The 23662-nt window shown below is 62.9% G+C and carries 19 protein-coding genes; 11 read left to right on the top strand and 8 right to left on the bottom strand.

The window, feature by feature from the left end; all coding sequences use genetic code 11:
- The first annotated feature begins 102 nt into the window (after window positions 1-102).
- The gene (locus LOY45_RS09405) at window positions 103-2157 is read left to right on the top strand and encodes a TonB-dependent receptor family protein (RefSeq protein WP_258579011.1); all 2055 of its coding nucleotides are present in this window, start codon (window positions 103-105) and stop codon (window positions 2155-2157) included.
- Here LOY45_RS09405 and LOY45_RS09400 read toward each other — a convergent pair.
- Window positions 2154-3218: an AI-2E family transporter gene (locus LOY45_RS09400; RefSeq protein WP_115087778.1), complete on the bottom strand. Its 1065-nt coding sequence runs from the start codon at window positions 3216-3218 to the stop codon at window positions 2154-2156. The genes LOY45_RS09405 and LOY45_RS09400 overlap by 4 nt on opposite strands.
- 122 nt (window positions 3219-3340) lie before the next feature.
- Between LOY45_RS09400 and trhP the strand changes: the two genes are divergently transcribed.
- Window positions 3341-4660: a prephenate-dependent tRNA uridine(34) hydroxylase TrhP gene (gene trhP, locus LOY45_RS09395; RefSeq protein ID WP_233674732.1), complete on the top strand. Its 1320-nt coding sequence runs from the start codon at window positions 3341-3343 to the stop codon at window positions 4658-4660.
- Between the two features lies 1 nt (window position 4661).
- Here the strand turns inward: trhP and pvdQ are convergent, their stop codons facing one another.
- The gene (gene pvdQ, locus LOY45_RS09390) at window positions 4662-6953 is read right to left on the bottom strand and encodes a bifunctional acylase PvdQ (RefSeq protein ID WP_134063422.1); all 2292 of its coding nucleotides are present in this window, start codon (window positions 6951-6953) and stop codon (window positions 4662-4664) included.
- Between the two features lie 242 nt (window positions 6954-7195).
- Between pvdQ and LOY45_RS09385 the strand changes: the two genes are divergently transcribed.
- Window positions 7196-7582: a fe2+ zn2+ uptake regulation protein gene (locus tag LOY45_RS09385; protein ID WP_115087781.1), complete on the top strand. Its 387-nt coding sequence runs from the start codon at window positions 7196-7198 to the stop codon at window positions 7580-7582.
- Window positions 7583-7618: 36 nt separating this feature from the next.
- Here the strand turns inward: LOY45_RS09385 and LOY45_RS09380 are convergent, their stop codons facing one another.
- On the bottom strand, window positions 7619-7807 hold the full coding sequence (locus LOY45_RS09380; RefSeq protein ID WP_115087782.1) for a hypothetical protein: 189 nt from the start codon (window positions 7805-7807) through the stop codon (window positions 7619-7621).
- Between the two features lie 159 nt (window positions 7808-7966).
- On the opposite strand from LOY45_RS09380, the gene LOY45_RS09375 reads away from it, so the two are divergent.
- The 4 genes from LOY45_RS09375 to LOY45_RS09360 all read left to right on the top strand — a co-directional run bounded on the left by LOY45_RS09375 (window position 7967) and on the right by LOY45_RS09360 (window position 10413).
- Window positions 7967-8428 (top strand): hypothetical protein, encoded by a 462-nt coding sequence (locus LOY45_RS09375; protein WP_258579010.1) that lies wholly within the window; start codon window positions 7967-7969, stop codon window positions 8426-8428.
- 299 nt (window positions 8429-8727) lie between these two features.
- Window positions 8728-9108, top strand: a complete 381-nt coding sequence (locus tag LOY45_RS09370; protein WP_134063353.1) for a Mor transcription activator family protein — start codon at window positions 8728-8730, stop codon at window positions 9106-9108.
- A 70-nt stretch (window positions 9109-9178) separates the two neighbouring features.
- Complete coding sequence (locus tag LOY45_RS09365; RefSeq protein ID WP_115087799.1) at window positions 9179-9748, top strand: DUF2589 domain-containing protein; 570 nt, start codon at window positions 9179-9181, stop codon at window positions 9746-9748.
- A gap of 131 nt (window positions 9749-9879) precedes the next feature.
- Window positions 9880-10413, top strand: coding sequence for a DUF2589 domain-containing protein (locus tag LOY45_RS09360; protein ID WP_233674739.1), 534 nt, complete (start codon window positions 9880-9882; stop codon window positions 10411-10413).
- A 12-nt stretch (window positions 10414-10425) separates the two neighbouring features.
- On the opposite strand, the gene LOY45_RS09355 is transcribed toward LOY45_RS09360, so the two are convergent.
- The 3 genes from LOY45_RS09355 to LOY45_RS09345 all read right to left on the bottom strand — a co-directional run bounded on the left by LOY45_RS09355 (window position 10426) and on the right by LOY45_RS09345 (window position 16556).
- Window positions 10426-14100, bottom strand: a complete 3675-nt coding sequence (locus LOY45_RS09355; RefSeq protein ID WP_258579009.1) for a translocation/assembly module TamB domain-containing protein — start codon at window positions 14098-14100, stop codon at window positions 10426-10428.
- Complete coding sequence (locus LOY45_RS09350; protein ID WP_134063359.1) at window positions 14097-15839, bottom strand: autotransporter assembly complex protein TamA; 1743 nt, start codon at window positions 15837-15839, stop codon at window positions 14097-14099. Before LOY45_RS09350 ends, LOY45_RS09355 begins: the two co-directional genes overlap by 4 nt.
- Window positions 15840-15905: 66 nt before the next feature.
- Window positions 15906-16556: a GNAT family N-acetyltransferase gene (locus tag LOY45_RS09345; RefSeq protein ID WP_115087802.1), complete on the bottom strand. Its 651-nt coding sequence runs from the start codon at window positions 16554-16556 to the stop codon at window positions 15906-15908.
- Between the two features lie 161 nt (window positions 16557-16717).
- On the opposite strand from LOY45_RS09345, the gene xthA reads away from it, so the two are divergent.
- The 3 genes from xthA (at window position 16718) to LOY45_RS09330 (ending at window position 20233) form a co-directional block, all read left to right on the top strand.
- Window positions 16718-17530, top strand: a complete 813-nt coding sequence (gene xthA, locus LOY45_RS09340; RefSeq protein WP_115087803.1) for an exodeoxyribonuclease III — start codon at window positions 16718-16720, stop codon at window positions 17528-17530.
- 198 nt (window positions 17531-17728) lie between these two features.
- Entirely contained in the window at window positions 17729-19045 is a 1317-nt protein-coding gene (locus tag LOY45_RS09335) for a substrate-binding domain-containing protein (RefSeq protein ID WP_115087804.1), read from the top strand.
- Window positions 19046-19210: 165 nt separating this feature from the next.
- Complete coding sequence (locus tag LOY45_RS09330) at window positions 19211-20233, top strand: TerC family protein (protein WP_134063362.1); 1023 nt, start codon at window positions 19211-19213, stop codon at window positions 20231-20233.
- Here the strand turns inward: LOY45_RS09330 and LOY45_RS09325 are convergent.
- Window positions 20227-21456 carry an acyl-CoA dehydrogenase gene (locus tag LOY45_RS09325; protein WP_233674727.1) on the bottom strand — a complete coding sequence of 410 codons (1230 nt, stop codon included), beginning with the start codon at window positions 21454-21456 and terminating at the stop codon, window positions 20227-20229. The two genes, LOY45_RS09330 and LOY45_RS09325, sit on opposite strands and share 7 nt — an antisense overlap.
- A gap of 138 nt (window positions 21457-21594) precedes the next feature.
- Between LOY45_RS09325 and LOY45_RS09320 the strand changes: the two genes are divergently transcribed.
- A complete protein-coding gene (locus LOY45_RS09320; protein WP_258579008.1) occupies window positions 21595-22533 on the top strand; it encodes a LysR family transcriptional regulator in 939 nt (312 codons plus the stop codon).
- Between the two features lie 32 nt (window positions 22534-22565).
- On the opposite strand, the gene LOY45_RS09315 is transcribed toward LOY45_RS09320, so the two are convergent.
- Window positions 22566-23495: an IS110 family RNA-guided transposase gene (locus LOY45_RS09315; protein WP_258578010.1), complete on the bottom strand. Its 930-nt coding sequence runs from the start codon at window positions 23493-23495 to the stop codon at window positions 22566-22568.
- Between the last annotated feature and the right edge of the window lie 167 nt (window positions 23496-23662).

Below are 23662 nucleotides of genomic sequence, written 5' to 3'. Positions count from 1 at the left end.
GGGAGCTGGCTTGCCAGCGATGAGGCCGGTACAGATCGGCGACTGTGCTTCGTCTGATAGTTGCGACGTCAGATACCCGCTCACAGTCCCGGAACCCCCTCGATGCGCCCCACCCTACCCCGCTCCTCCCTCGCCTTGCTGATCTCCTGTGCCGCGTCGGTCCAGGCCGGCGAAGGCATCGAACTCGGTCAGGTACTGATCCAGGAACAGGAACACAGCGAACTGCAGGACGCTCGCGATCGCCTGCAGCAGGTGCCCGGCGCCAGCAACCTGATCGACATGCGGCGAGTGGAGCAAGGCCGGGTCGCCAGCAACCAGGATGTGCTCGCCTACCAACCCGGGGTGTTCGCCCAGTCGGCCGGCAACGATGGCATCAAGCTGTCGATCCGCGGTTCGGGCATCAACCGCGCACCCGGCGCCCATGGCTCGGGCGTGTACACGATGTTCGACGGTTTGCCGTTGACCGGCCCGGGTGGCACCCCTTATGAGCTGTTCGAGCCGCTGTGGCTGAGCCGCGCCGAAGTGCTGCGCGGCGCCAACGGTTTCGACAAGGGGTCACTGGCCCTGGGCGGCGCCATCGACTACATCACCCACACCGGCCGCGACGCCGCACCGCTGCAACTGCGCTACGAGATCGGCAGCCGCGGCTACGCCAAGCGCCAGATCAGTTCCGGCCAGGTACTGGGTGACCTGGACTACTACGTAGCGCTGACCGATTCCGAATACGACGGTTACCAGGATCACAGCAGCGGCAGCAGCAAGGGCATCGCCGCCAACGTCGGCTACCGTTTCAACCCGAACCTGGAAACCCGCTTTTACCTGCGCTACCGCGAAACCGAGAACGATCTGGCCGGACGCTTGACCCAGGAGCAGATCAAGCACGACCCGCGCGCGGCCAACCCGGCCTACCTGAGCCGCGATGACAGCCGTCCGCAGCCGGGCAGTACCTGGCTGGGCAACAAGACCACCTTCTATCTCGATGACGATTCGCAACTGGAAGCAGGCCTGGTCTATCACGACTATCCGATGGATCTGCGTGAGGGCCCGATGCGCCTGAAGGTCGCCTACACCGACGTCAGCGGCACCCTGAATTATCAGCGCCGCCACACCCTGTTCGGTCACGAGAGCAAAACCACCGTCGGCTGGCGCACCACCAAGCACCTGCCCAACAGCGGTGCTTCGCAGTACGCGCGGGTGAATGGGGTATTCGGTGCGAAAACGCGAGATTTCACCTACCAGGGTGCGGACACCGTCCTGCATGTTGGCAACGAACTGGAACTGATCCGCAACCTGTGGCTGACCAGCGGCCTGGCGGCGATCTACACCCGCCGCGAAAGCGCGGTGACCTATCCGGACAACGGCGGCAAGGTCAGCCAGCAAGACTGGGACTACGCCCCGCGCCTGGGCCTGCGCTACGACATCAGCCCGCAGTTGCAGGTCTATGGCAACCTGAGCCGCTCGGTGGAGCCGCCGCACCCGTGGGCGCTGATCTGGAGCTCGACCAGCAACACGCAACCGATTGAAATGCAAAACCAGACCGCCACCACCCTGGAGCTGGGTGCCCGCGGCGAGTCGTCCATCGGCCACTGGGACCTGGCCTGGTACTACTCGAACGTACGCCATGAGCTGCTGGCCGTGGAGATCGTGCAAGGTCAGCCCGCCAAGGAGTTCAACGCCAGCCCAACCGTGCACCAGGGCATCGAGGCCGGGCTCGACAGCCTGCTCTGGGAACGCGGCGGCGTCGGCAAGCTGTCCCTGCGCCAGGCCTACACCTTTAGCGACTTCCACTACCGCGACGACGATACCTTTGGCGACAACCGCCTGCCGGGCATCCCCATGCACTACTACCAGGCCGAGTTGCGCTTCGACCTGCCCAGCGGCTTGTATGCGGGGATCAACACGCAGATGGCGTCCAAGGTCCAGGTCGACTACGCCAACAGCTACCCGGCCGACGCCTATGCCATTCTCGGCGCCACCCTGGGCTACAACTCGCCGAAACAAGACTGGCAAACCTGGCTCGACCTGCGCAACCTGACCAACAAACGCTACGCCGCCACCGTTACCCCGGGCTACGACGACAAGGGGGCGGACGCCGCCCGCTCGACCCCGGGCGAAGGCTTCGGCGTCTACGCCGGGGTGTCGTACAGCTTCCGCTAACTGGGCAATTGCACCTGCGGCTTGGTCGAGACGAAGATCGCCCAGCTGGACATGAACAGCGCGGCGATCAGCGGGCCGATGACGAAGCCATTGAGCCCGAACACGGCAAGGCCACCGAGGGTGGAGACGAGAATAAGGTAGTCGGGCATCTTGGTGTCCTTGCCCACCAGGATCGGACGCAGCACGTTGTCCACCAGGCCGATCACGAACACACCGTAGGCCGCCAGCACCGCGCCTTGCCAGAAGGCTCCGGTAGCGACGAAGTACACCGCCACCGGCGCCCAGACGATCCCCGCGCCCACCGCGGGCAGCAGCGACAGGAAAGCCATCAGCACCCCCCAGACCAGGGCGCTGGGAATGTCCAGAATCCAGAAGATGATCCCGCCGAGGGCGCCCTGGGTCACCGCCACCAACAGGTTGCCTTTGACCGTGGCGCGCACCACGCGGTTGAACTTCAGTTGCAGGCGACGCTTCTGCTGCTCGGCCAGCGGCACCGCCGTGCGGATCTTGCGCACCAGCTCGGCGCCGTCACGCAAGAAGAAATACAGCAGGTAGAGCATGACGGCGAAGCTCACCAGAAAATCGAAGGTGCCCTGGCCGAAGCTGAAGGCCTGGGTCGCGAAGAACTGACTGCCCTGCACCGCACCCTTGGTGATCTTGTCGCGCAGGCCGGCCAGGTCGCCCATGCCCATGCGCTCGAGGAAATTCTGGACGAAGGCCGGGAGGATGTTCTTGAAGCGTTCGATGTAGCCGGCCAGGTCCAGCTCGCCGCTCTCGATGCTCTTGTACAGCGCAGCCCCCTCCTGCACCAGCAGGGTACTGATAATGATTACCGGCAAGATCGCGATCACCAGGCAGATAAACAGGGTCAGCCCGGCGGCCAGGTTGCGCCGCCAGCCCAGGCGTGCCAGCAGCCGGCGTTGCAGCGGAGCGAAGACGATACCGAGGATCACTGCCCAGAACACCGCGCCATAGAACGGCAGGAGAATCCAGATAAAGGCAATGGTCACCAGCACCAGCAGTGCCAGCAACGCCTTGTGTTGCATGACGGTTTCGTTCATGTGCGCTCCTTGTACGTTCTATTCGTTAGTGCCCCGGGCAGTGGTAAAAGTGCCGTTGATGCAGATCAATAAAAGCCTGCCGCAGCCGGCGTAGCATTCGCGCCTTTTGCCGCAGCCCGATCATGACCCTTCTCGCCAAACCCGAACTGCTCGCCCCCGCCGGCTCGCTGAAGAACATGCGCTATGCCTTCGCCTACGGCGCTGACGCCGTTTACGCCGGGCAGCCGCGCTACAGCCTGCGCGTGCGCAACAATGAATTCGATCACGCCAACCTCGCGCTAGGTATCAAAGAGGCCCAGTCCCAGGGCAAGCGCTTCTATGTGGTGGTCAACATTGCCCCGCATAACGCCAAGCTCAAGACCTTCCTCAGGGACCTGACGCCGGTGATCGACATGGCCCCGGATGCACTGATCATGTCCGACCCCGGCCTGATCATGCTGGTGCGCCAGCACTTCCCGCAGATGCCGATCCACCTCTCGGTGCAGGCCAACACGGTGAACTGGGCCAGCGTCGAGTTCTGGCGCAGCCAGGGCCTGACCCGGGTGATCCTGTCGCGTGAACTGTCGCTGGAAGAGATCGAGGAGATTCGCCAACAGGTGCCGCAGATGGAGCTTGAGGTCTTCGTCCACGGCGCCCTGTGCATGGCCTACTCCGGCCGTTGCCTGCTGTCGGGCTACCTCAACCGCCGCGATGCCAACCAGGGCAGTTGCACCAACGCCTGCCGCTGGCAGTACAAGGCCACCCCGGCGAGCGAGAATGTCACCGGTGAAATCGTTCGCGAGGTAGAGCCGACCCTGGGTCTCGGCGCACCGACCGAGCAAGTGTTCGTGCTGCAGGAAAGCAACCGCCCCGACGAAGACATGCCGGCCTTCGAAGACGAGCACGGCACCTACATCATGAACGCCAAGGACCTGCGCGCGGTGCAGCATGTCGAGCGGCTGACGCGCATGGGCGTGCATTCGCTGAAGATCGAGGGCCGGACCAAGTCGCACTTCTACTGCGCGCGCACCGCCCAGGTGTACCGCCAGGCCATCGACGATGCCGCGGCCGGGCGCGAGTTCGACCGCAACCTGATGCTCAACCTCGAATCACTGGCCCAGCGCGGATATACCGAGGGCTTCTTGCGCCGGCATGTGCATGATGAATATCAGAACTACCAGCGTGGCAACTCGGTGTCCGAGCGCCAGCAGTTCGTCGGCGAACTGAGCGGCGAGCGGATCAACGGCCTGGCCGAAGTGCGGGTGAAGAATCGCTTTGCGGTGGGTGATCATCTGGAATTGATGACGCCGAAGGGCAATTACCACTTCGACCTGCACCAGTTGCGTGATCGCCAGGGTGGCACGATCGAAGTGGCGCCGGGGGATGGGCATACGGTGTATCTGCCGATCCCCGAGCAGGTCGATCTGGCCTTCGGCTTGCTGCTCAGGGATCTGGTTCATTGAATCAAGGCGCGGACTTCGCCAGCGTCGCGCCCTCAACCTCACGAATCACCTGCAGACGATACTGCGGGTCGGCCTTGATCTGCGCCTCGGTGAATGGAATCACCTGCCACTGCTTGGCCGAGAACGCCCGGGTCTGGTCACCGGCATGGGCCGAACCTGCCTCACTGGACTCCGAGAACGCCAGCATGCCCAGGGCATGCGGCCCCCGCTCATCGAAGGTTACCAGTTGCAGGTAGCTGGTGCCGCTGACCACCAGGCGCTTGTCGGCGGCAACCGGTACGCTCTGGATCGCGTTGTACACGCCCAGGCTCGCCGGCCCGCCGTGAATCGGCGTGCCATCGGCAGCCTGCTGGATCTGCCCCCAGCGCGCGTCATTGCTGAGCCCGGCCTTGGTCACTTGCGCGACTGAAGCCAAGGCTGCCTCACGCAAGGCGTTGGCCACGTCGGCCTGATCGACGGCCAGCCCCCGCGGTGTGTGCTGCGGATCGGCGGCGTCGAAGCCGACCCGCCAGAAGTCCTTGCGCCCCTGCAGGGCCTGCATGATGTTCTGGAAGTGCACCAGGCCAAGGCCACTGTCGAGGTTGGCGCGTTGGTCCCAGGCCTTGAGGCTGGCGCATAGCGCGCCGAGCTGGGCATCGGCGGTTTGCCCTGCGCACCACTTGAGCAGGTCAGGCATGACCAGCTCGGCGACATACACCTGGTTGTCCATGACCATCTGCTGCAGGTCCGCCTGGCTGATCTTGCCCTTCTCGCTCAAGCTCGCCAGGCGCTGCAAGGCAAAGCGGCTGCGCGGGCCCAGGGGTTGACCCTCACGGCTGATCAACGGTGAGTAGCCCTGCAACGGTTTGGCCGGGTTGACCATCCAGGCCGAGTCGTTGGAGTGCTGGACGAAGTCGCTACGGCTCAGGCTCGGTTGCAATTGCGCGGGGAAGATGCCGGCCTGCGCGGCGCGCGGGTCGACCTTCCAGTTGCAGGCACTGCGCGAGCCGTCGAGCACGATCATTTCCTGGCCGGCGGCCGGATCGCTGCACTGGGCGAGCAAGGCGGCATCGACGTAGGGCACCACCGACTGGTTCAGGTACAGCGCCTGGCCCTTGGCATCCACCGCCAGGGTGTTGACCCAGGGGATACCCTGCAGGCGCTGCACCGAAGCTTGCAGGCTTTTCAGGCTATCGGCGCGGTTCATGGCATCCCACTGCTCAAGTACCCGCGTGTTGTCGAGGTTGGCGTCACGCAGGCTGAAGGCGTACTGCTTGTTCCAGTCCAGGCGCCCCGGCCACTGCACGATCGGGCCGAATACCGAACTGTAGACGTCACGGGTCACGGGCTTGAACTGGCCATCTTCGCCCTTCACCGTCACGCTCAGGCGTTGATGGGTCATGGCGAGCGACTTGCCGTCGAGCAGGTAGCGGGTCGGGTCCTTGGGGTCCAGCTCCAGCCGATACAGGGTGAAATGCTTGGAAGTGTCTACGGTATGGGTCCAGGCCAGATGGCGGTTAAAGCCGATGTTGATCAGCGGCAGCCCCGGCAAGGCCGCGCCCATGACATCCAGTTTGCCCGGCAAGGTCAGTTGCATCTGATAGAAACGCATGCCGCCTGCCCAGGGAAAATGCGGGTTGGCCAGGAGCATGCCACGGCCATTGAATGAACGCTCGGCACCGATCGCCACGGCGTTGCTGCCGCGCTCGACGGCAAATTGCTCCTGGCGCGCCTGGGCGACGCTGAGGTCGGGGCGCAACTGGGCGACGATGTTGGGCGGCGTTGCTCCGGCCAATGCTTCGGCGAACTGGCCGACACCGCCTTCGACCAGCAAGCGGCGGGTCAGCTTGACCAGATCGAGGGTGGTGACAGGCCGCAGCCACTCTGCCTGCAGGCATTGCGCGCCCTGGCCCTGGGCCTTGAATTCGGCCAATGCGCGGTTGTAACCCTTGGCATAGCCCTCAAGGCGCGCGCGCATGGCCGGCGGTTGTGCCTGCCAGAAGCCGAACACCGCCGTCGGCGTGTTCAGCCAATTGAAGAACAGGTCGCTGGGCAGGTTTTCGCGCTGCTCGAAAGTGCGCTGCTTGGGACCGAAGTAACGCGAACGCTCGCCGTTGACGGTGACCACTTCGTTAGCCAGCAGGCACAGGTTGTCTTGCGCATAGGCATAGCCAATACCGTACCCCAGGCCCTGCTCGTCCTGGGCCAGGATATGCGGCACGCCGAAACTGGTACGGCGGATTTCGGCAGACGCATCGCCCGCTGCCACCCGCGCCTGGACGGGAAGGCTGAGACCGGCGAGCAGCCCGGCCATACAAAGGGTTGCAAAAGGACGAGGCTTGATCACGCGCACTCCAGCTCAATCAGGGAAAAGTCGTTCTGATTGAACGAAATACGCCGGGAAAATTTACGGTTTCAGCCAGCTCAATACGTCTTTAGAAGGTGAATCTGCAGATTTTTTTCGTCAGGTACTGCAGTTTTGCCGCGCTCATTCGTCTTATAGGTGTAGGCAAACACTTTTGCTTATCTGGACAGGCCAAGAAATGGAGCATTCACATGTACAACCAGCAACAGTCAGCGGTGATAGCTGGCCCTGGACGCACGAAGAGCCAACCTGTGACTGAAAGAACTGAAGCCGGCGAAAACGAGCGTCCCGGCAATGAACACATCCGCGAGCTGCTCCGGGCCTTTGGCCTGCGCACCAGCCTGATTCGCCTGAAGGTCATCGATGCCTTGCACATGGCCGATCGCAATGGTCGCAGTATCGGTGTACGCGGGATACACAGCCAGCTCGAGCAACTGGATATCCCGCTGTCGTTCCTCAGCGTTCGCGAAGTGCTCAAGCGCTTGTGCGCCGAAGGCGTGATCAGCCTGGGCAGCGATAAATGCTACAGCCTCAACCCCCAGGCCCGTGAAGTGCTGGAGCAGGCCATCTCTCGTTGAGCGCCCGGCCGGCCAAAGCCGGCCACGCTTACGGCCTCAGGTCTTGACCTTGCGCCGCATGATGCCATTGACCACCACCACAACCACCGCCACACCGATGGCGATGTACTGGAACACTTGCTCGCTGATCGTCCCCTGCTTTTGCAGGTAGGACAGGCCGAGCATGATCCCCAGCACCAGCAGGGAGATCAGGATGGAGTATTTCAGGCGTTGACCTTGAGTCATTGGGTATTTCCTTGCGACATCGGCGAAAAGGCCCGACGCGGGCCGAGCGCATGATACAACGTCCCCCACCGGACAGCGGACAATTTCCCGCTTCTGCCGACAGCACTGCATTGCCAACATGGCTTCCCGGGCTGACGCCCAGACGAATGGAAGTCGACCATGCTCATGCGCACCCTGCTGGCCAGCCTGCTACTGCTTGGCACCTTCAAGGCTCATGCCTTGCCGACCGAATCCCAACCTCGAAACGTTTTGCTGGAACTCGGCGCACAGCTGGCGGGCAGCGCCGGTAGCAGCCAATGGCAACAGCTCTGGCAACGCACCCGACAGGCCGGGCACCTGGACTCTGGCGCACGAGGCGTGCACTTCGATGTGCCCCAGGCACAAATCCCGGCACTGGTTGCCGCTACCCTGGCCACAGCGGATGAGGCCCTCGCGCTGAAGCAGACGCAGGTGCTGTATCGCCGTGACTTTCACCCCAGGGTCATCGGCAAGGTTGCCGCACAGGAGGTGACCGCTGTGTGCGTGTGGGTCGACTGGCGCAGCTTCCCTGAACATGGAGTCAGCCGGCCGGCCAGCTATCTGGGCCAGGTCAGCCTGCTGCTGGCTCGCCCTTGCGAGTGAGCATGGGTTGGCCAACCAGACAAAGGTGAAATTACCTTACCAACGGGTAGTCAAGGCTCAGCGCTTGAGGCTGTATTCCATTCCCACATCGAAGCAATGCCAGTCCTACAGAAAGCGTGCAAATCGGCCACCCCTTCTGCCCCACTTGCTGCCTAGCCTCCGTTCTGCCCGGTAGCCGAGAATCCAGCTCAAGCCACGACAGGCAGACGCGCTTTGCCGCGCTGATGCTACCTGCAATGGCTTCAGCCGCATGGCACGGATCATCAAGGTGCCGAACTATCGCCCACAAGGAAGTCACCATGGAACTGAGCGACCTGGACCGAATCGACGTCGAGCAACTGCCCCACTCGCTGCAGATGCTGATCGAATGCCTTGGCATTGAACATGCCTACAACCTGACGAACACCTATGGCGGACGCCCCAAGTACATTCCCAAACACCGCGAACGCACGGCCCTGGCGGAAATTCTGCCAGCGCCCGCGCTGGATGCGCTGATCAAGCGATTTGCCGGCATGGCACTGGAAATCCCCAAGGTTGACCATTTCCTGCGCCAACTGCGCAACCAGCAGATTCAACAGGAAAGCGCCGATGGCCTGTCGCGCAGCATGCTGGCCAACAAGTACGGATTGAGCCTGCGTCAGATCGGCAATATTCGCCGCCAGGACGCTTGCCCGCGCTGATGTCAGCAGACAACTACCCTAGATTCCCAACCCGCGCACAAGGTGCGCACCCACGATAAGGAAATCCCCCATGGCAACAGTCGACAACGATATGATCGGTTCGGTCATGAACGCCCTACCCCTGGATCGGATGATCGCCGGACCGCTGCAGGCAATGGTCCAGGCCCAAGTCGCCGCCAGCCAGTCTTACGCTGACTTCCTCATGGGCGTCTGTGTCGAGAATGGCAAAGCGGTCGCCATCGAATTCAATTACGACGAAACCGTTACCGATGAACAGGGGGCAGCCAAGGGAACCGTCTCCAAAACCATGCGCATCCCGCTCATGGCGGCGATCGCTCACCCCAACATCGTCATCGAGGAAGGGAATGTCGAGTTCGAAGTAACCATTAGCCAACAGGCCGAATCCAGTAGCGAAACCGCAGGTGAAGTGAGTACTGCCGCGTCCTTTGGCTTCGGCAAGTTCAAGATGGAGCTCAAAGGCCAGGTCAGCCACAAGTCGACGCAAACCCGCAAGACCGATACCCGTGCCCGCTACGCCTTCAATACCAAAGTACGTCGTATGGAACCACCTGAAGCACTGATGCGGGTCATCGATGCCCTCACTGAAGCCGCCAGCAAGCCGGTTACAAGCTCCAGCTGACAGCCACCACCCTTGCGTTGGGTACCTCAGCGTAACCCTTCGCCAATGGCCCTCTCTGCTGGAGGGGGCTTGAGCTGAAGATTTCCAGGAGTGCACACAGCTTGGACCCGCGCCCGCCGAACAACGCGCCCATCATCGCCAGCGACCTGTGCGATATCACTCGCGGCCTGCAGGAAGCCGCCGCGGCCACCAACAACCTGATTGCCCAGCAGTACATCAAGCTGTTCGACCAGTTTTTCGACTATGACGCCGAGGCACTGGGCACGCCGATGAAAGCCAAGATGGTCGAAGTGGCGATGGACGATCAGCACACGATGCAGATCCCGCTGATCGCACTGGTGTCACCGCGGGGGCTGGCACTGGAGCGCATGCAGGTAGACCTCTCTGTGCGGATTCAAAACACCGAAACCACCGAGGCCAGCGAGAGCCTGCAACGCGAGCGCTTCTATGTAACGGTCGGCGGCCAGAGCAAACGCAATGGCGATGCAGCACGCGACCCCGATGAAGTGCAGATCCGCATGCAGTTCCAGGCCTGTGAACCACCGGAAGCGCTGAACCGGCTGATCGAGGAGTACACCAAACTGATTACCCCGCTTCGCTTGTCCACCCCTGTCCAGCCCACGGACGACAGCAACGAGTTCATCGAAGCCGCGACCGTGCGTTGACCAGGACCGCCCCTAGAAATCGCGCTTGTAGAAGATATCCAGGGAACTGGCCAGGCCACTGGCCGCCTCCAGGTAGACCTTCTTGCTGAGCTTGTAGCGCAAGGCAATGGTGTTGGCCGGCTCGAACACCCCCACCCCGTAACGCAGGCTCAAGCGCTCGGTCAGGTTGCCGCTGGCGACCACGGCGGTGTTGTTGCCACTGCCTTGGGTGTCGAGCTGGAAGTCATCGATGCCCAGGCTCGAGGCCAGGCTGCCGGTGATCCCGGCGCTGCCTGCCAGGCCCAGGCCGAGCGCGGCTTCAGCGAGCATGTTGTTGTCTTCCCCCGTGGTGCCCAACGGCCGCCCGAGGACCAGGTAGGACAACGCCTGCTCCTGGCTCATGGCCGGCTCCGAGAACACCTGGGTGGTAGGCTGCTCGGCGCTGCCGCTCAAGCGGATACCGGCAATCACGTCATCGGTCTTGCGAATCGCCTCGATGTCCAGGTACGGCTGATCGATGGGCCCGGCAAACAGCAAGCGCGCACGGCGGATTGTCAGCCGCTGGCCGTAGGCACGGTAACGACCGTCGGCCAGGCTCAGCTCACCACGGGTATCGAGGTTGTCACCGATATGCACGTGCCCCAACAGGTTGGCGGTCAGGCCGAAACCACTGAACGAGAGTTTCTCCTGGCCCACCTGGACGTCGATATCCATGGCCATGGCCATCGGTGCTTTGCCCTCCTCGGTCTGATGCCCCAGGATCACCGTGTCATCGGAGACCTTGACCGTGGACGGCGGCAGTTCACGCACGGTGATCTTGCCCTTGGGTACCAGCACCTTGCCGGTCACCGCGAGCTTGTCGTCGATCAGGCTGATCTTCAGGTCCGGGGCCACTTCGAGGGCCGCGTAGGGTTCGACGTTGACCGGCAAACGCTGGCCCTGCAGTGCCAGGTTGACTGCCAGGGCATGGCCCCAGCCAATCTGCCCGCTCAGGCTGCCCTGGCCCGCATCGCCGCTTTTCCAGCTGCCGTTGAGCTGGACCTGTTCGCCGGCGATCAGCGCCTGCAGTTGCAGGTCCTCAAGGCTGATCGGCAGCTCGGCGCCGCTGACTTCACCACGCGCAAGGTTCAGGCTGCCATTGACCTGGGGAGCCAGCAAGGTGCCGGACAGGCGTCCGCTGCCGTTGAGCTGGCCATTGAGGCGTTCGACCATCGGCGCGAACGGACGGCCGATGGCCAGGTCCAGGCCGCTGAGGCGGAAGTCACCGCTCAGGGGTTTGTTTTTTGCCAGCGGATCAAGCCGGGTATTCACCACCAGCTCGCCGAGCTTGTCGCCCTGGAAATCCAGACGGGTGTCAATGCGCCGCGGGCCCAGGGTACTTTGCAGGCGCAGGGTCTGGTAGGGGAAGTCCAGCCACTGGTCCTTTTCGCGCACACGCAAGGTGCCGCCGCTGGCATCGATGAGGATGGTGCCCTTGGGCCCGCTGGCCGGTACGTCAAGGTTGATGTCGGCATTGAGCAGCCCCTGCCAGGCAAAGTCCTTGGGCAGCCACTGCGCCAGGCTTTGCAGCGGGAACTGCTTGAGGTGGTAGCGCAGGCGCGGCTCGGGCGCCAGGCGCTGGTCTTCACCACACAGGCTGGCCTGGCCGGAACGCCAGCAATGGGCACCGAAATCCACTTGGCCGCTGGCCAGGCGCTGCAGTTTGGCCGGCGCCTGCAGGCGCCAGTCCTGGCCTCCGGCCTGGATTTCGCCGCTGGCCAGGCGACCGCGCCAGTTGCCCTTGTCCAGTTGCCCATCCAGACCCAGGTCAAGCTTGAGCTGCGGCCCGTCCAGGCCCAGTTGCAGTTTTTGCTGGCGAAGATCACCGGCGCCCTTGGCAGTGAGCATTCCGAGGCTGGTATCGCCCAGGCGAATGCTGCCGGCCTGCAGGTCGATGACCGCTCTTTGCGCGTTATCAAGACGCGCCTCCAGGCTCAGGCGCTGCACGCGGTTGTCGGCCTGGGCCAGTTGCTGGCCCTGCAGCACGAAGCTGCCCTGGGGTGCCTGCAAGGTACCGGCAACCTCCAGGCGGCCCTTGACCTGGCCTTGCAGCTGCGGCCAGAGCTGGCCCAGGCGCGGCAGGTTGATATCGATCTGTCCGGCCAGGCGCTGCTGCAGGCTGCCACTGCCATTGATGTGGTTGTCGCCCAGGCGGATGTCCAGGGTACCCAGGGTCCATTCCTGCCCTGCCCCTTGGGCCACTGCTTTAAGCACTGCGGGCTGACCACGGAGACGGCCCTTGAGGTCAAGGTCGGCGTCCAGGCGCAACTCGCCGTTTTTCATTGCCCCCTTGCTGCGCAACGGGCCGGCCAGGGTGCCGGGCAATTCGGCCAGCCAGTACGCCGGGTTCAGCGCCGACAGCTCCAGTGCCGCATCCCAGGCCACGCCATCGGCAAACTGCACGCCGACACTGCCGGCGGCCTTGCCTTGGCCGGCATTGAGCAGCAGTTGCGGCAAGCTGACCTGCTTGAGGTCGCCCTTGAACGGGCTGCTCAGGCTGAAGGCGCCGGCCGGACCGTCCAGGTCACCTTTGAACTCACCCTGGTAGTTGCCATCGCGGTACTGCACCTGGCCGTTGAAACGGCGCAAGGCAACTTCGGGCGCTTGCTCCAGCGGATACAGGCGCAGCCAGGGGAAATCCAGCCAGTCGATGCTGGCTTCGGCGCTCAGGCCTTGCTGCCAGTTGGCCTTGGCCTTGAGTTTCAGCGCCTGCTCGGCGCTGGCAGTGAGGTCCAGGGCACTGAGTTCGGCGCCTTTGGCATCGACCCGGCCTTGCAGGTTGAGCGCCACCGGACCCTGTTCGGCGGGCAGGCTGGCCGTGCCAAGCAGTCGATAGCCGCTTTGCAGGTTGCCCTTGGCGCTCAGTTGCAGTTTGTTCAGCTGCAGGGTGTCGGGCAGCTCGGCCGAGGGTTTGAACGCCTCGCTGCTGATCTGCAGTTGCGCCGGCAGGTTGTCGGCCAGGGCTTGCAGCTCGCCGGTCAGGCGCGCATGCAGGTAGCCACTGCTGTCAGCCTTGAGCTTGAGGGTTTTCTGCAGGTCGCCGTCCACCTGCAATGCCAGTTGCCAGGGCTGCCCATCGACACTCGGCAACTGCAGCTGCCCTTGGGCCTGCAACGGCCAATCGGCTTCGGGCTTGAGCGAGCCCTGCAGGCTCAGCTTGAGGTCATCGCGCTGCAGTTGCAGGCTGTCGATCTGCAGCCCGGCCGTGGTCCAGTGGGCGGCCAGTTGCAGTTGGCTGAGCTGTTCATTGCCGTCCAGGCGCAGATGGCCGATGCGCACGGTGCCCAGCTCGATGGCCATGGGCAGCTTGAGTTCCGGCAGCTGCAGCGGCCCGCTGTCGGGCTTCGGCTCGCCGGGGGCGAAGGCCAGGTTGACCTGGTCGGCTTCCAATTGATCGATGCACAGGGTCATGCGCAGCAGGCAGCCCGGCGACCAGGCCAATACCGGCGCCAGCAGCTCGACCCGATCGCCACCCTGTTCCCAGAGCAAGCGCTCGGCTTGCCACTGCCCAGCCAGGCGCCCCTGGAAGTTATCCAGCTGCAACCCCGGCACCAGCCCCAGTGCCCAGCGGCTGCCGGCCTGGGTACCGAGCATCAGGCCCACACCCAGCACAAGGAGTACGAGCAAGGCCAGCAGGCCAAGAACGATGAATTTGATAACGCGACTCACAGTTCCGGCCCCATGGAGAAGTGCAGACGGAAACCGCCGTCGTCATCCAGCGCGCGGGCCAGATCCAGACGCAGCGGCCCGACCGGAGACACCCAGCGCACCCCGATACCGACACCGGTCTTGAGGCTGGGGAGCTCCAGATTGTTGAATGAATTACCCTGGTCGATGAAGGTCGCCACCCGCCATTTCTCGGCGACCGAATACTGGTACTCGGCGCTGCCGGCTACCAGGTAACGGCCGCCGATGCGATCGCCGTCGGAGTTCTTTGGCGACAGGGTCTGGTAATCGTAGCCGCGCACGCTCTGGTCGCCACCGGCAAAGAAGCGCAGCGAGGGCGGAATCGAGTTCTTGTAGCTGTTGGTGGCGCTGCCGCCGAACTGCACACGGCCGAGGAAGCGATGGTTCTGGCCCAGGGTGGTCAGGCCCTTGAGCAACACATTGGCGTGCAGCAGGTTGGTGTCGGAAACCAGCCCTTCCTTGGCCGCCTGCACATCGAACTGCAGGCGATAGCCGTTGTGCGGGTCAATGCGGTTGTCGCTGCGCAGGTAGGAATAACTAATGCCGGGCATCAGCAGGTTGCTCAGGCCCGAATCGTCACCGAGCTTGTATTCTTCGCGCTGGTACTTCAGCGAGATGACCCGCTGCCAGCCGCTGGGCAATTTGCTGTGCCATTCCGGGCCGACCGTGAGCAGCTTGCTCAAGGTGTCGGTGCCGGCGATTTCTTCGTTCTGGTAGCCACCGGCAAAACGCAGTTTGTCGGTCAGCGGCGGGTCGAGCGGGATGTCGTACCACAGGCCGACGTTCTGCCGCGGCGCCGAAAGCTCGGTTTCCCAACCGTAGCTATGGCCCTGCGGATTGACCCAGTGGCGGGTCCAGTTGGCCTTGCCGCGCGGCCCGACGTCGGTCGAGAAACCCAGGCCCAGGCCCATGGTTCGCGGCTTGCGAGTCTCGAGCCGGACGGCCACCGGGATGCTCTGATCGACTGCGGCGGTGGGTGCGGCATCGACCCGTACGCCTTCGAAATAGCCACTCGATTGCAGGGCATTATTGAGGTCGGCAATCAGTTCGGAATCGTAAGGCGTGTCGGCCTTGAACGGCACCATGCGTTGCAGCAGGTCTTCATCCAGGGGGGTATCGCCGGCGAAGCTGACCTTGCCCAGACGGTAGCGCGGGCCGCTTTCATAGATCAGTTCGATGTCGGCGACGCCCGCCTGCGGGTCGACCGCCAGGCGCTGGCGGACGAAGTGGCCGCTGAAGTAGCCGTAGCGCGATGCCTGGTTCTGGATCAGGCGCTTGGCGTCTTCATAATGACCATGGTTGAGCACCGCGCCCGAGCGCAGCGCCTTGCTGTCGGGAATGCGGAAGGCTTTGAGTTCGCTGGCCGGGCCATCGATGCGGATAGTCACATCACGCAGGTGTACCGGCTCGCCGGGATCGATGTTCAATACCAGCTGCGGCCCCTTGTCGGCCTTGGCCGGTGGTTTGACCTCGCTGTCGATCTGCGCCTGGTAATAACCCAGGGCCTGAGCGGCCTTGCGCGCCTGCTCGACTGCGCCGCGGCTGAAGCGCAACAGCGCCTCTTCATCGCGTTTACCAAGGCTGCCGATATAGCCTTCGACATTGGCCTTGAGTTCGTTATTGGCAGGTTTGACCCGGACCACCAGCTCGCTTTGCGCATACGCGCCGATGCTGGCAAACCATAGAATCAAACCGCAGGTGAATCGTCCTGAATGCGTCATAGGCGCGGATGCTACCAGAGCTTGGCGGCAGCATGGAGCCCAAGGTTTTCCTCGCGGTTGAGCAATTCAGGCCGAAGCCTGCTGCGACGACTGTGGATTGGGATGGAAGAACACGTGTTCGCGGACCGGGCCTACCGCGATCTCGCCAATTTCCTGATAGCCCTGACGCTGGTAAAACGCCAGGTAGTGCTCGTTGCCGGTGTCCAGCACCACGCCCTGGGAATGCTCATCCACGGCACACCAGTCGTGCACCGCCTGCAACAATTGTTCACCATAGTGCTTGCCCTGGAACTGCGGGTGAATCCCCAGCAGCGGCAACACATGCACCGCGTCACTGGGCAGGCAGGCCATCAGCGCGGCCTGGTAATCCAGGTAGCGGCGGGTGCAGCGAAAGCCGGTGCTGAGCACCATGCGCATACGCCAGGCCCAGCTTTCGGTGATGCCCAGGCGTCGCTGCGGCGGGGCAATCAGGGCGATGCCGATCAGGCGGTCATCGACCAGCAGGCCAATGGCGGGCAAGTCCTGGAGAAAATGCTGCTTGACCCGCTCGCGCACGGTGGCGCGAATACGCTGGTCGAACCCCGGGCGCTGGGCTTCGAACAAAAAGGCAAAGGTCGGTTCGTGGCGATAGGCGTGATACAGCAGGGAGCGCGCCTCGCGGCTGTAGCCGCCATCGAGCAGACGGACTTCAGCCGGTGCGGCAGTCGATTCGGGCATGCTGGCAAACCTCCGGAAATGGGCATTCATTGCCTTTGAGGTGTTCGGGGTGCCAACGTTCACCTCGTGCCACAGGTTAGCAACCTATCGAGTGGATCGCCACGCTGGCCGACGCCGCCGATGTCGGCTAGGATCCTGGGTTTTACCAGGATTGTGCTTCCATGAAGATCGTCTCGTTCAACATCAATGGCCTGCGTGCCCGGCCCCACCAGTTGGCGGCGTTGATCGAAAAGCACCAGCCCGACGTCATCGGCCTGCAGGAAACCAAGGTCAGCGACGAGCAGTTCCCGCTCGCCGAGGTCCAGGCCCTGGGCTACCACGTACACTTTCATGGCCAGAAGGGCCACTACGGCGTCGCCCTGCTCTCGCGCCAGGCGCCACTGAGCCTGCACAAGGGCTTTAGCACCGATGAAGAAGAAGCCCAGCGCCGCTTCATCTGGGGCACCTTCGCCGATGCCGATGGCACGCCGATCACCATCATGAACGGCTACTTCCCCCAGGGCGAAAGCCGCGACCACCCGACCAAATTCCCGGCCAAGCAGCGCTTTTACAGCGACCTGCAGGCGCTGCTGGAAACCCAGTTCCAGAACGATCAGCCATTGCTGGTGATGGGTGATGTGAACATCTCTCCGGAAGACTGCGACATCGGCATCGGTGCCGACAACGCCAAGCGCTGGCTGAAGACCGGCAAATGCAGCTTCCTGCCGGAAGAACGCGAGTGGATGGCGCGCCTGAAGAACTGGGGCCTGGTCGACAGTTTCCGCCACCTGCACCCGGAAGTGGCCGACCGTTTCAGCTGGTTCGACTACCGCAGCCGCGGCTTTGAAGACGAGCCCAAACGTGGCCTGCGCATCGACCTGATCATGGCTTCCCAGGGGCTGCTGCCGCGGATCAAGGATGCCGGGGTCGACTATGACTTGCGCGGTATGGAAAAACCTTCGGACCACGCGCCGATCTGGCTTGAACTGGGCTAGTTCAGACGCAGACCCTGTGGGAGCTGGCTTGCCAGCGATGAGACCCGGCTGGCCAAGCACGGTATCGGCCGCGGAAAAGCATCGCCGGCAAGCCGGCTCCCACAGGATTGGCGCAGGTTGGCAAAAACGCTGTCATCTTTTGGTCACCCTTCCGTCTTAATCTCCCGGCACACCCTTTGCCCATGAGTGCCAGACGGCATGTTGCGCCACCTCTCCCTGCTCGTGCTTTGCCTGCTCCCGCTGATTGGCGCCGCTGCCCCGCAGGCGCAATTGCGTATCCAGGGTTCCAACACCATCGGTGCCGCGCTGGCACCGGCGCTGGTCACCGGTTTGCTCGAGCAACAAGGCGCCAGCGCCATCAGCATCGTCAGTAGCGATGCCGCCAACGAACTCCAGGTCCGTGCCCGGGGCAGCAACGGCCAGGCCTTGCTCATCGACATCGCCGCACACGGCTCCAGCACCGGCTTTAGCGCACTCAAGTCCGGCCAGGCAGAACTGGCCGCCTCCTCCCGCCCGATCAAGCCGGTTGAGCTGAGCGAGCTGCAAGCCCTGGGCGACCTCAACAGTGCCGCTGCCGAGCAGATCATCGCCCTGGACGGTGTCGCGGTGATCGTCCATCCCGACAACCCGCTGCCGCAGCTGACCACCACCCAGCTGGCGCAGGTTTTTTCCGGGCAGATCAACCGTTGGGAACAACTGGGTATCGGCAGCGGCCCGATCAACCTGTACGCCCGCGACGACCGCTCCGGGACCTTCGAAACCTTCAAGGCGCTGGTCCTCGACCCGGCCCAGCAACCGCTGGCCGACACCGCCAGACGCTTCGAATCGGCTGAACAACTGGCCAGCCAGGTGCTCGGCGACCGCCAGGCCATCGGCTTCAGCAGCCTGGCCACGGTGCATGGCGCCAAAGTCGTGGCGATTGCCGACGGTGAGTCCCAGGCCATGCTGCCGACACCGGCGCTGGTGGCCAGCGAAGACTATCCACTGTCGCGACGGTTGTACTTCTATCTGCCGCCCGGCCAGGCCAACCCGCTGGCCCGAGCCCTGGTCGAGTTCGCCCAAAGCCCCCAGGGCCAGGCCATCGTTACCCGTAACGGCTTCGTCGGCCAGCAGGTGCAGAGCGGCAAGGTTCAGCCCCGTGCCGACATGCCGCGCCGTTACCTGAGCCTTGCCAATGATGCCCAGCGCCTGTCGGTCAACTTTCGCTTCCAGGAGGGCAACGCCAGCCTCGACAACAAGGCCCTGCGCGATGTGCAGCGGGTCGTCCAGTACCTGCAGGCGCGGCACAAGCTGGCCAACAAGGTGGTGCTGGTGGGGTTCGGCGATGCCAAGGATGACCCGCGGCGCGCTGCCCTGCTTTCGCGGCTGCGGGCCATGGCAGTGCGGCGGGAGCTGGCCCGCAGCGGCGTCGAATTGCGCGAGATCATCGGCCTGGGTGACGAACTGCCGGTGGCGGCCAACACTGCCGAGCAAGGGCGTATCCGCAATCGACGGGTCGAGGTGTGGGTCTACTGACTTGCTGCCTGGCAGCCTGGGCAATCAATTGTTACAGCCTCGATTGGGCGCTCACCCTCCCTGGGGCTAGGCTTGTCCTTAGTGACGCCGGGCCCCTCTGACGGCTGCCAAGCCGCCATGTCGGAGTCACTGTTGCTCAGCAACGTCGACATAAAGGAGGGGCTCATGGCAGCTCTACAGGTATTTCTCGACAACGACTTCCTCGGCACCAGCCTGTGGTTCTGGCTGGCCTTTCTCGGCATCGTCCTGACCCTGCTGGTGCTGGACCTGGGCGTACTGCACCGCAAGTTGCACGAAATCGAAATGCGCGAAAGCCTGCTGCTGTATGGCGGCTATTTCAGCGTTGGCGTGCTGTTCGGCGTGTGGGTGTGGTTCGAGCTGGGGGCGCAGAAAGCCCTGGAGTTCTACACAGGCTTTCTCATCGAGCAGTCGCTGTCGATGGACAACGTGTTCGTCATGGCGATGATCTTCAGCTTCTTCGCCATCCCCCGCCGCTACCAGCACCGGGTGCTGTTCTGGGGGATTCTCGGGGTAGTGGTGCTGCGGGCGATCATGATTGGCCTGGGCAGTGCGCTGGTACAGGAGTTCGACTGGATTCTCTATGTGTTCGGTGCCTTCCTGCTGTTCACCGGGGTGAAGATGCTGTTCTCCGGAGAACAATCCCACCCGGACCTGGCCAATAATCCGGTGCTGAAATTCGTGCGGCGCCACCTGCGGGTGACCGACGAGCTTCATGGCCCGCGTTTTTTCGTGCACATCACCCCCACCGGGCAGAGCAAGGCGCTGCGCTATGCCACGCCGCTGTTCCTGGCCCTGGTGCTGATCGAACTGGCCGACCTGGTGTTCGCCGTCGACAGCGTGCCGGCGATCTTTGCCATCACCCAGGATCCGTTCATTGTCTACACCTCGAACATCTTCGCGATTCTCGGTTTACGGGCGCTGTACTTTGCCCTGGCAGCACTGATGCACCGCTTTATCTACCTCAAGTACGCGCTGGCACTGGTGCTGGTGTTCATCGGCGGCAAGATTTTCTATCACGGCCTGATCGGTGCCGTACCGCCGATGCTGTCGCTGGGGGTGACCATTGCCCTGCTTAGCGGTGGGGTGTTGTTTTCGCTGTTCTCGACCCGTTCGCGGGGCAAGCCCAGCCCTACAAAAGAGACGGGCTTGCGCGGCAAACATCAATGACCGCTACGGAGCATTTCCTTGGGCACGTACTTGCCGATCTCGTACTTGCCGATCGCCGCGCGGTGCACTTCGTCCGGGCCGTCGGCCAGGCGCAGGGTGCGTTGCATGGCGTACATGTAGGCCAGCGGGAAGTCGCCCGAGACACCGGCACCGCCGTGGATCTGGATCGCCCGGTCGATGACCTTGAGGGCCACGTTCGGCGCCACCACCTTGATCTGGGCGATTTCGCTGCGGGCGACCTTGTTGCCCACGGTGTCCATCATGTAGGCGGCCTTGAGGGTGAGCAGCCGGGCCATGTCGATTTCCATCCGCGAGTCGGCGATCTTGTCGATGTTGCCACCCAGGCGTGCCAATGGCCGACCGAAGGCGGTACGTTCCACCGAGCGTTTGCACATCAGCTCGAGGGCCCGCTCGGCCATGCCGATCGACCGCATGCAGTGGTGGATGCGGCCCGGGCCAAGGCGCCCCTGGGCGATCTCGAAACCGCGGCCCTCGCCGAGCAGCACGTTCTCGTAAGGCACGCGCACGTTCTCGAACAGCACTTCAGCGTGGCCATGGGGCGCGTCGTCGTAACCGAACACCGGCAGCGGGCGAACGATTTTCACCCCGGGTGTGTCGGTGGGTACCAGGATCATCGAATGCTGCTGGTGACGCGGACCTTCCGGATTGCTCAGGCCCATGAAGATCATGATCTTGCAACGCGGGTCGCACGCACCGGAAGTCCACCACTTGCGGCCATTGATTACCCACTCGTCACCGTCACGCACGGCGCGGGCAGCCATGTTGGTAGCGTCGGACGACGCCACGTCCGGCTCGGTCATGGCGAATGCCGAGCGGATGTCACCGCGCAGCAGCGGTTCCAGCCACTGGCGCTTCTGTTCTTCATTGGCGTAACGCACCAGCACTTCCATGTTGCCGGTGTCCGGCGCCGAGCAGTTGAACGGCTCGGGGCCCAGCAACGAGCGGCCCATGATCTCGGCCAGGGGGGCATATTCAAGGTTGGTCAGGCCCGCACCCAGTTCCGACTCAGGCAGGAACAGGTTCCACAAGCCCTCGGCCTTGGCCCTGGCCTTGAGCTCCTCCATGATCGCGGTCGGCTGCCAGCGATCGCCTTCGGCAACCTGGCGCTCGAATACCGCTTCGGCGGGATAGACATAGGCATCCATGAACGCCGTGACACGTTCGCGCAGCGCCTGGACCTTGGGTGAATAGGCGAAATCCATGGGCAGTACCTTCAGTGGAAAAGGGATCTGATAAAGATCCTAGATCAGCAGGCAAAATCCACCTAGCCTATTCTCGGCGTGTATAAACATTCATAACCGATATATGATCGACCTATAACACCAACAAGAGCAGCGCCCATGAACCTGAGTAAGGTCGACCTGAATCTGTTCATCGTCTTCGATGCCATCTATACCGAAGCCAACCTGACCCGGGCCGGGCAGATCGTCGGCATTACCCAGCCGGCAGTGTCCAACGCCCTGGCTCGCCTGCGCGAAACCTTCAACGACCCGCTGTTCGTGCGTACCGCCCAGGGCATGGTGCCCACGCCGATGGCGCAGAACATCATCGGCCCGGTGCGCAATGCCCTCTCGCTGTTGCGCGTATCGGTGCAAGAAAGCCGCATCTTCAACCCGCTGCAGGCCAACAAGACCTTTCGCATCAGCATGACCGACCTCACCGAGGCGGTGATTTTGCCGCCGCTGTTCCAGCGCCTGCGCCGCCTGGCCCCGGCGGTGGTGATCGAAAGCTTCCTGTGCAAGCGCCGGGAAACCACCAAGGAGCTGGCTGCCGGGCGCCTGGACTTTGCCGTCGATGCTCCGCTCAACACCGACCCGCAGGTGCGCCACGTCAAGCTGATGCAAGACCGCTACGTCTGCGCCATGCGCCAGGGCCATCCGCTGTTCAAGGACAAGCTCAGCCTGGACGATTACCTGGGCATGACCCACATTCATATTTCCAGCCGCCGTAATGGCCTGGGCTATGTCGACCTGGCCCTGGGCAAGATGGGCGTGCAGCGCAAGGTCGCCCTGCGCTCCCAGCACTACCTGATGGCCTCGCAGGTGCTGCAGCAGACCGATATGGTCATGACCGTGCCGGAACGTTTTGCCCACCGCCACCAGCTCAATCATGTCAGCCTGCCGGTGGACGTGCCGTCACTGGAAACCCACCTGTACTGGCACGAAAGCACCGACCAGGACCCGGCCAACCGCTGGATGCGCGAACAGATCATCGAGCTGTGCCAGGGGGTGGTGGCGCAGGATGAGCGGGCGGCCAAGGCTGAGGTGCCGTTGCAGTGAACACAGAACCATTGTGGGAGCAACTGTCTTGATCAGGCTGTTTGCACTCGCCAAGGGGTATTGTCCCGCAGCATTGCATTCAGCCTGACGATCAGCACCCGCATGCAAGCTACGAGTGCCACCTTGGCGCACTTGCCACGTGCCCGAAGTGCTTCGTAGCGTGCTTTAAATTCTGTGTTGTGACGGATGATGATCCAGCTCGACATGTACAGCACTCGCCTTACATGGGCCCGACCACCCCATATCTGGCGGTGCCCTCGATGGCTACCACTATCGTTGTTGTAAGGCGCTACGCCCACCAGCGCGGCGATCTGACGGCGGTCCAACTGCCCCAGTTCAGGCAGTGAGGCGAGCAGATTTGCGGCGGTTACCCGACCGATTCCGCTCACCGCCAACAACTGACTCGCCCTGGTATCGTCCAGTTGCACCATCGCCTGGTCAATTTCTTCGTCGAGGCGTTTGATCAGCACTTTCAGGTGTTCTATGTGCTCATCAAAGTGGGCCATCGCCATTGCCGAGCGGCATTGCAGGCGACGCCGTTTGTAGTCATCACGGCTCTGCACAAATTGGGCGCGCTGCTTCACCAACTCGCGCAGCTCTTCGCGTTCCGGGCTGATCGGTTGGCTTTGAGGAACGCTGAGGTGTGCAGCGAAGTCCGCAAGGACTTCGGCGTCGATCTTGTCGGTTTTGGCTTTTTTACCCATGGCATCGGCGAATTTCCGGGCACGGGCTGGGTTGATGCAGATGGTTTCCAGTCCTGCTGAGGCCAGGGCGATCAACACATCTTTCTCGTAGCCGCCTGTCGCTTCGATCAGCACTCGACTGATCTTGAAGTCCTTCAGACGCTCAAGCAACGCCTCGAAGCCTGCGGAGTTGTTGGCCACTTCGAAGCGGATTTTCTGAGGTTTGATGCAGATTTCCAAAGTGGCTTTGGCAGTGTCGATTCCAACAGAAGACAACATGGCTGAACCCTCTTACACTCAGTTGTGAGAGCGCTCTGGCTTGGCCCACGCTTGTGATTCGAGAGGCGCTCAATCAACTGTTCGGGCTCGGGCCAGAGTGGAGAGGTGAATGGCAGCTTTGCTCCCACACGTGCTTTAAGCACTACCGGCGTACAGCTTGCCATTCA

The sequence above is a fragment of the Pseudomonas wadenswilerensis genome, from assembly GCF_024749185.1.
GTDB lineage: Bacteria > Pseudomonadota > Gammaproteobacteria > Pseudomonadales > Pseudomonadaceae > Aquipseudomonas > Aquipseudomonas wadenswilerensis.
The sequence above is the reverse complement of the archived record's forward strand: the minus strand, read 5'-3'. Positions and strand labels throughout refer to the sequence as shown.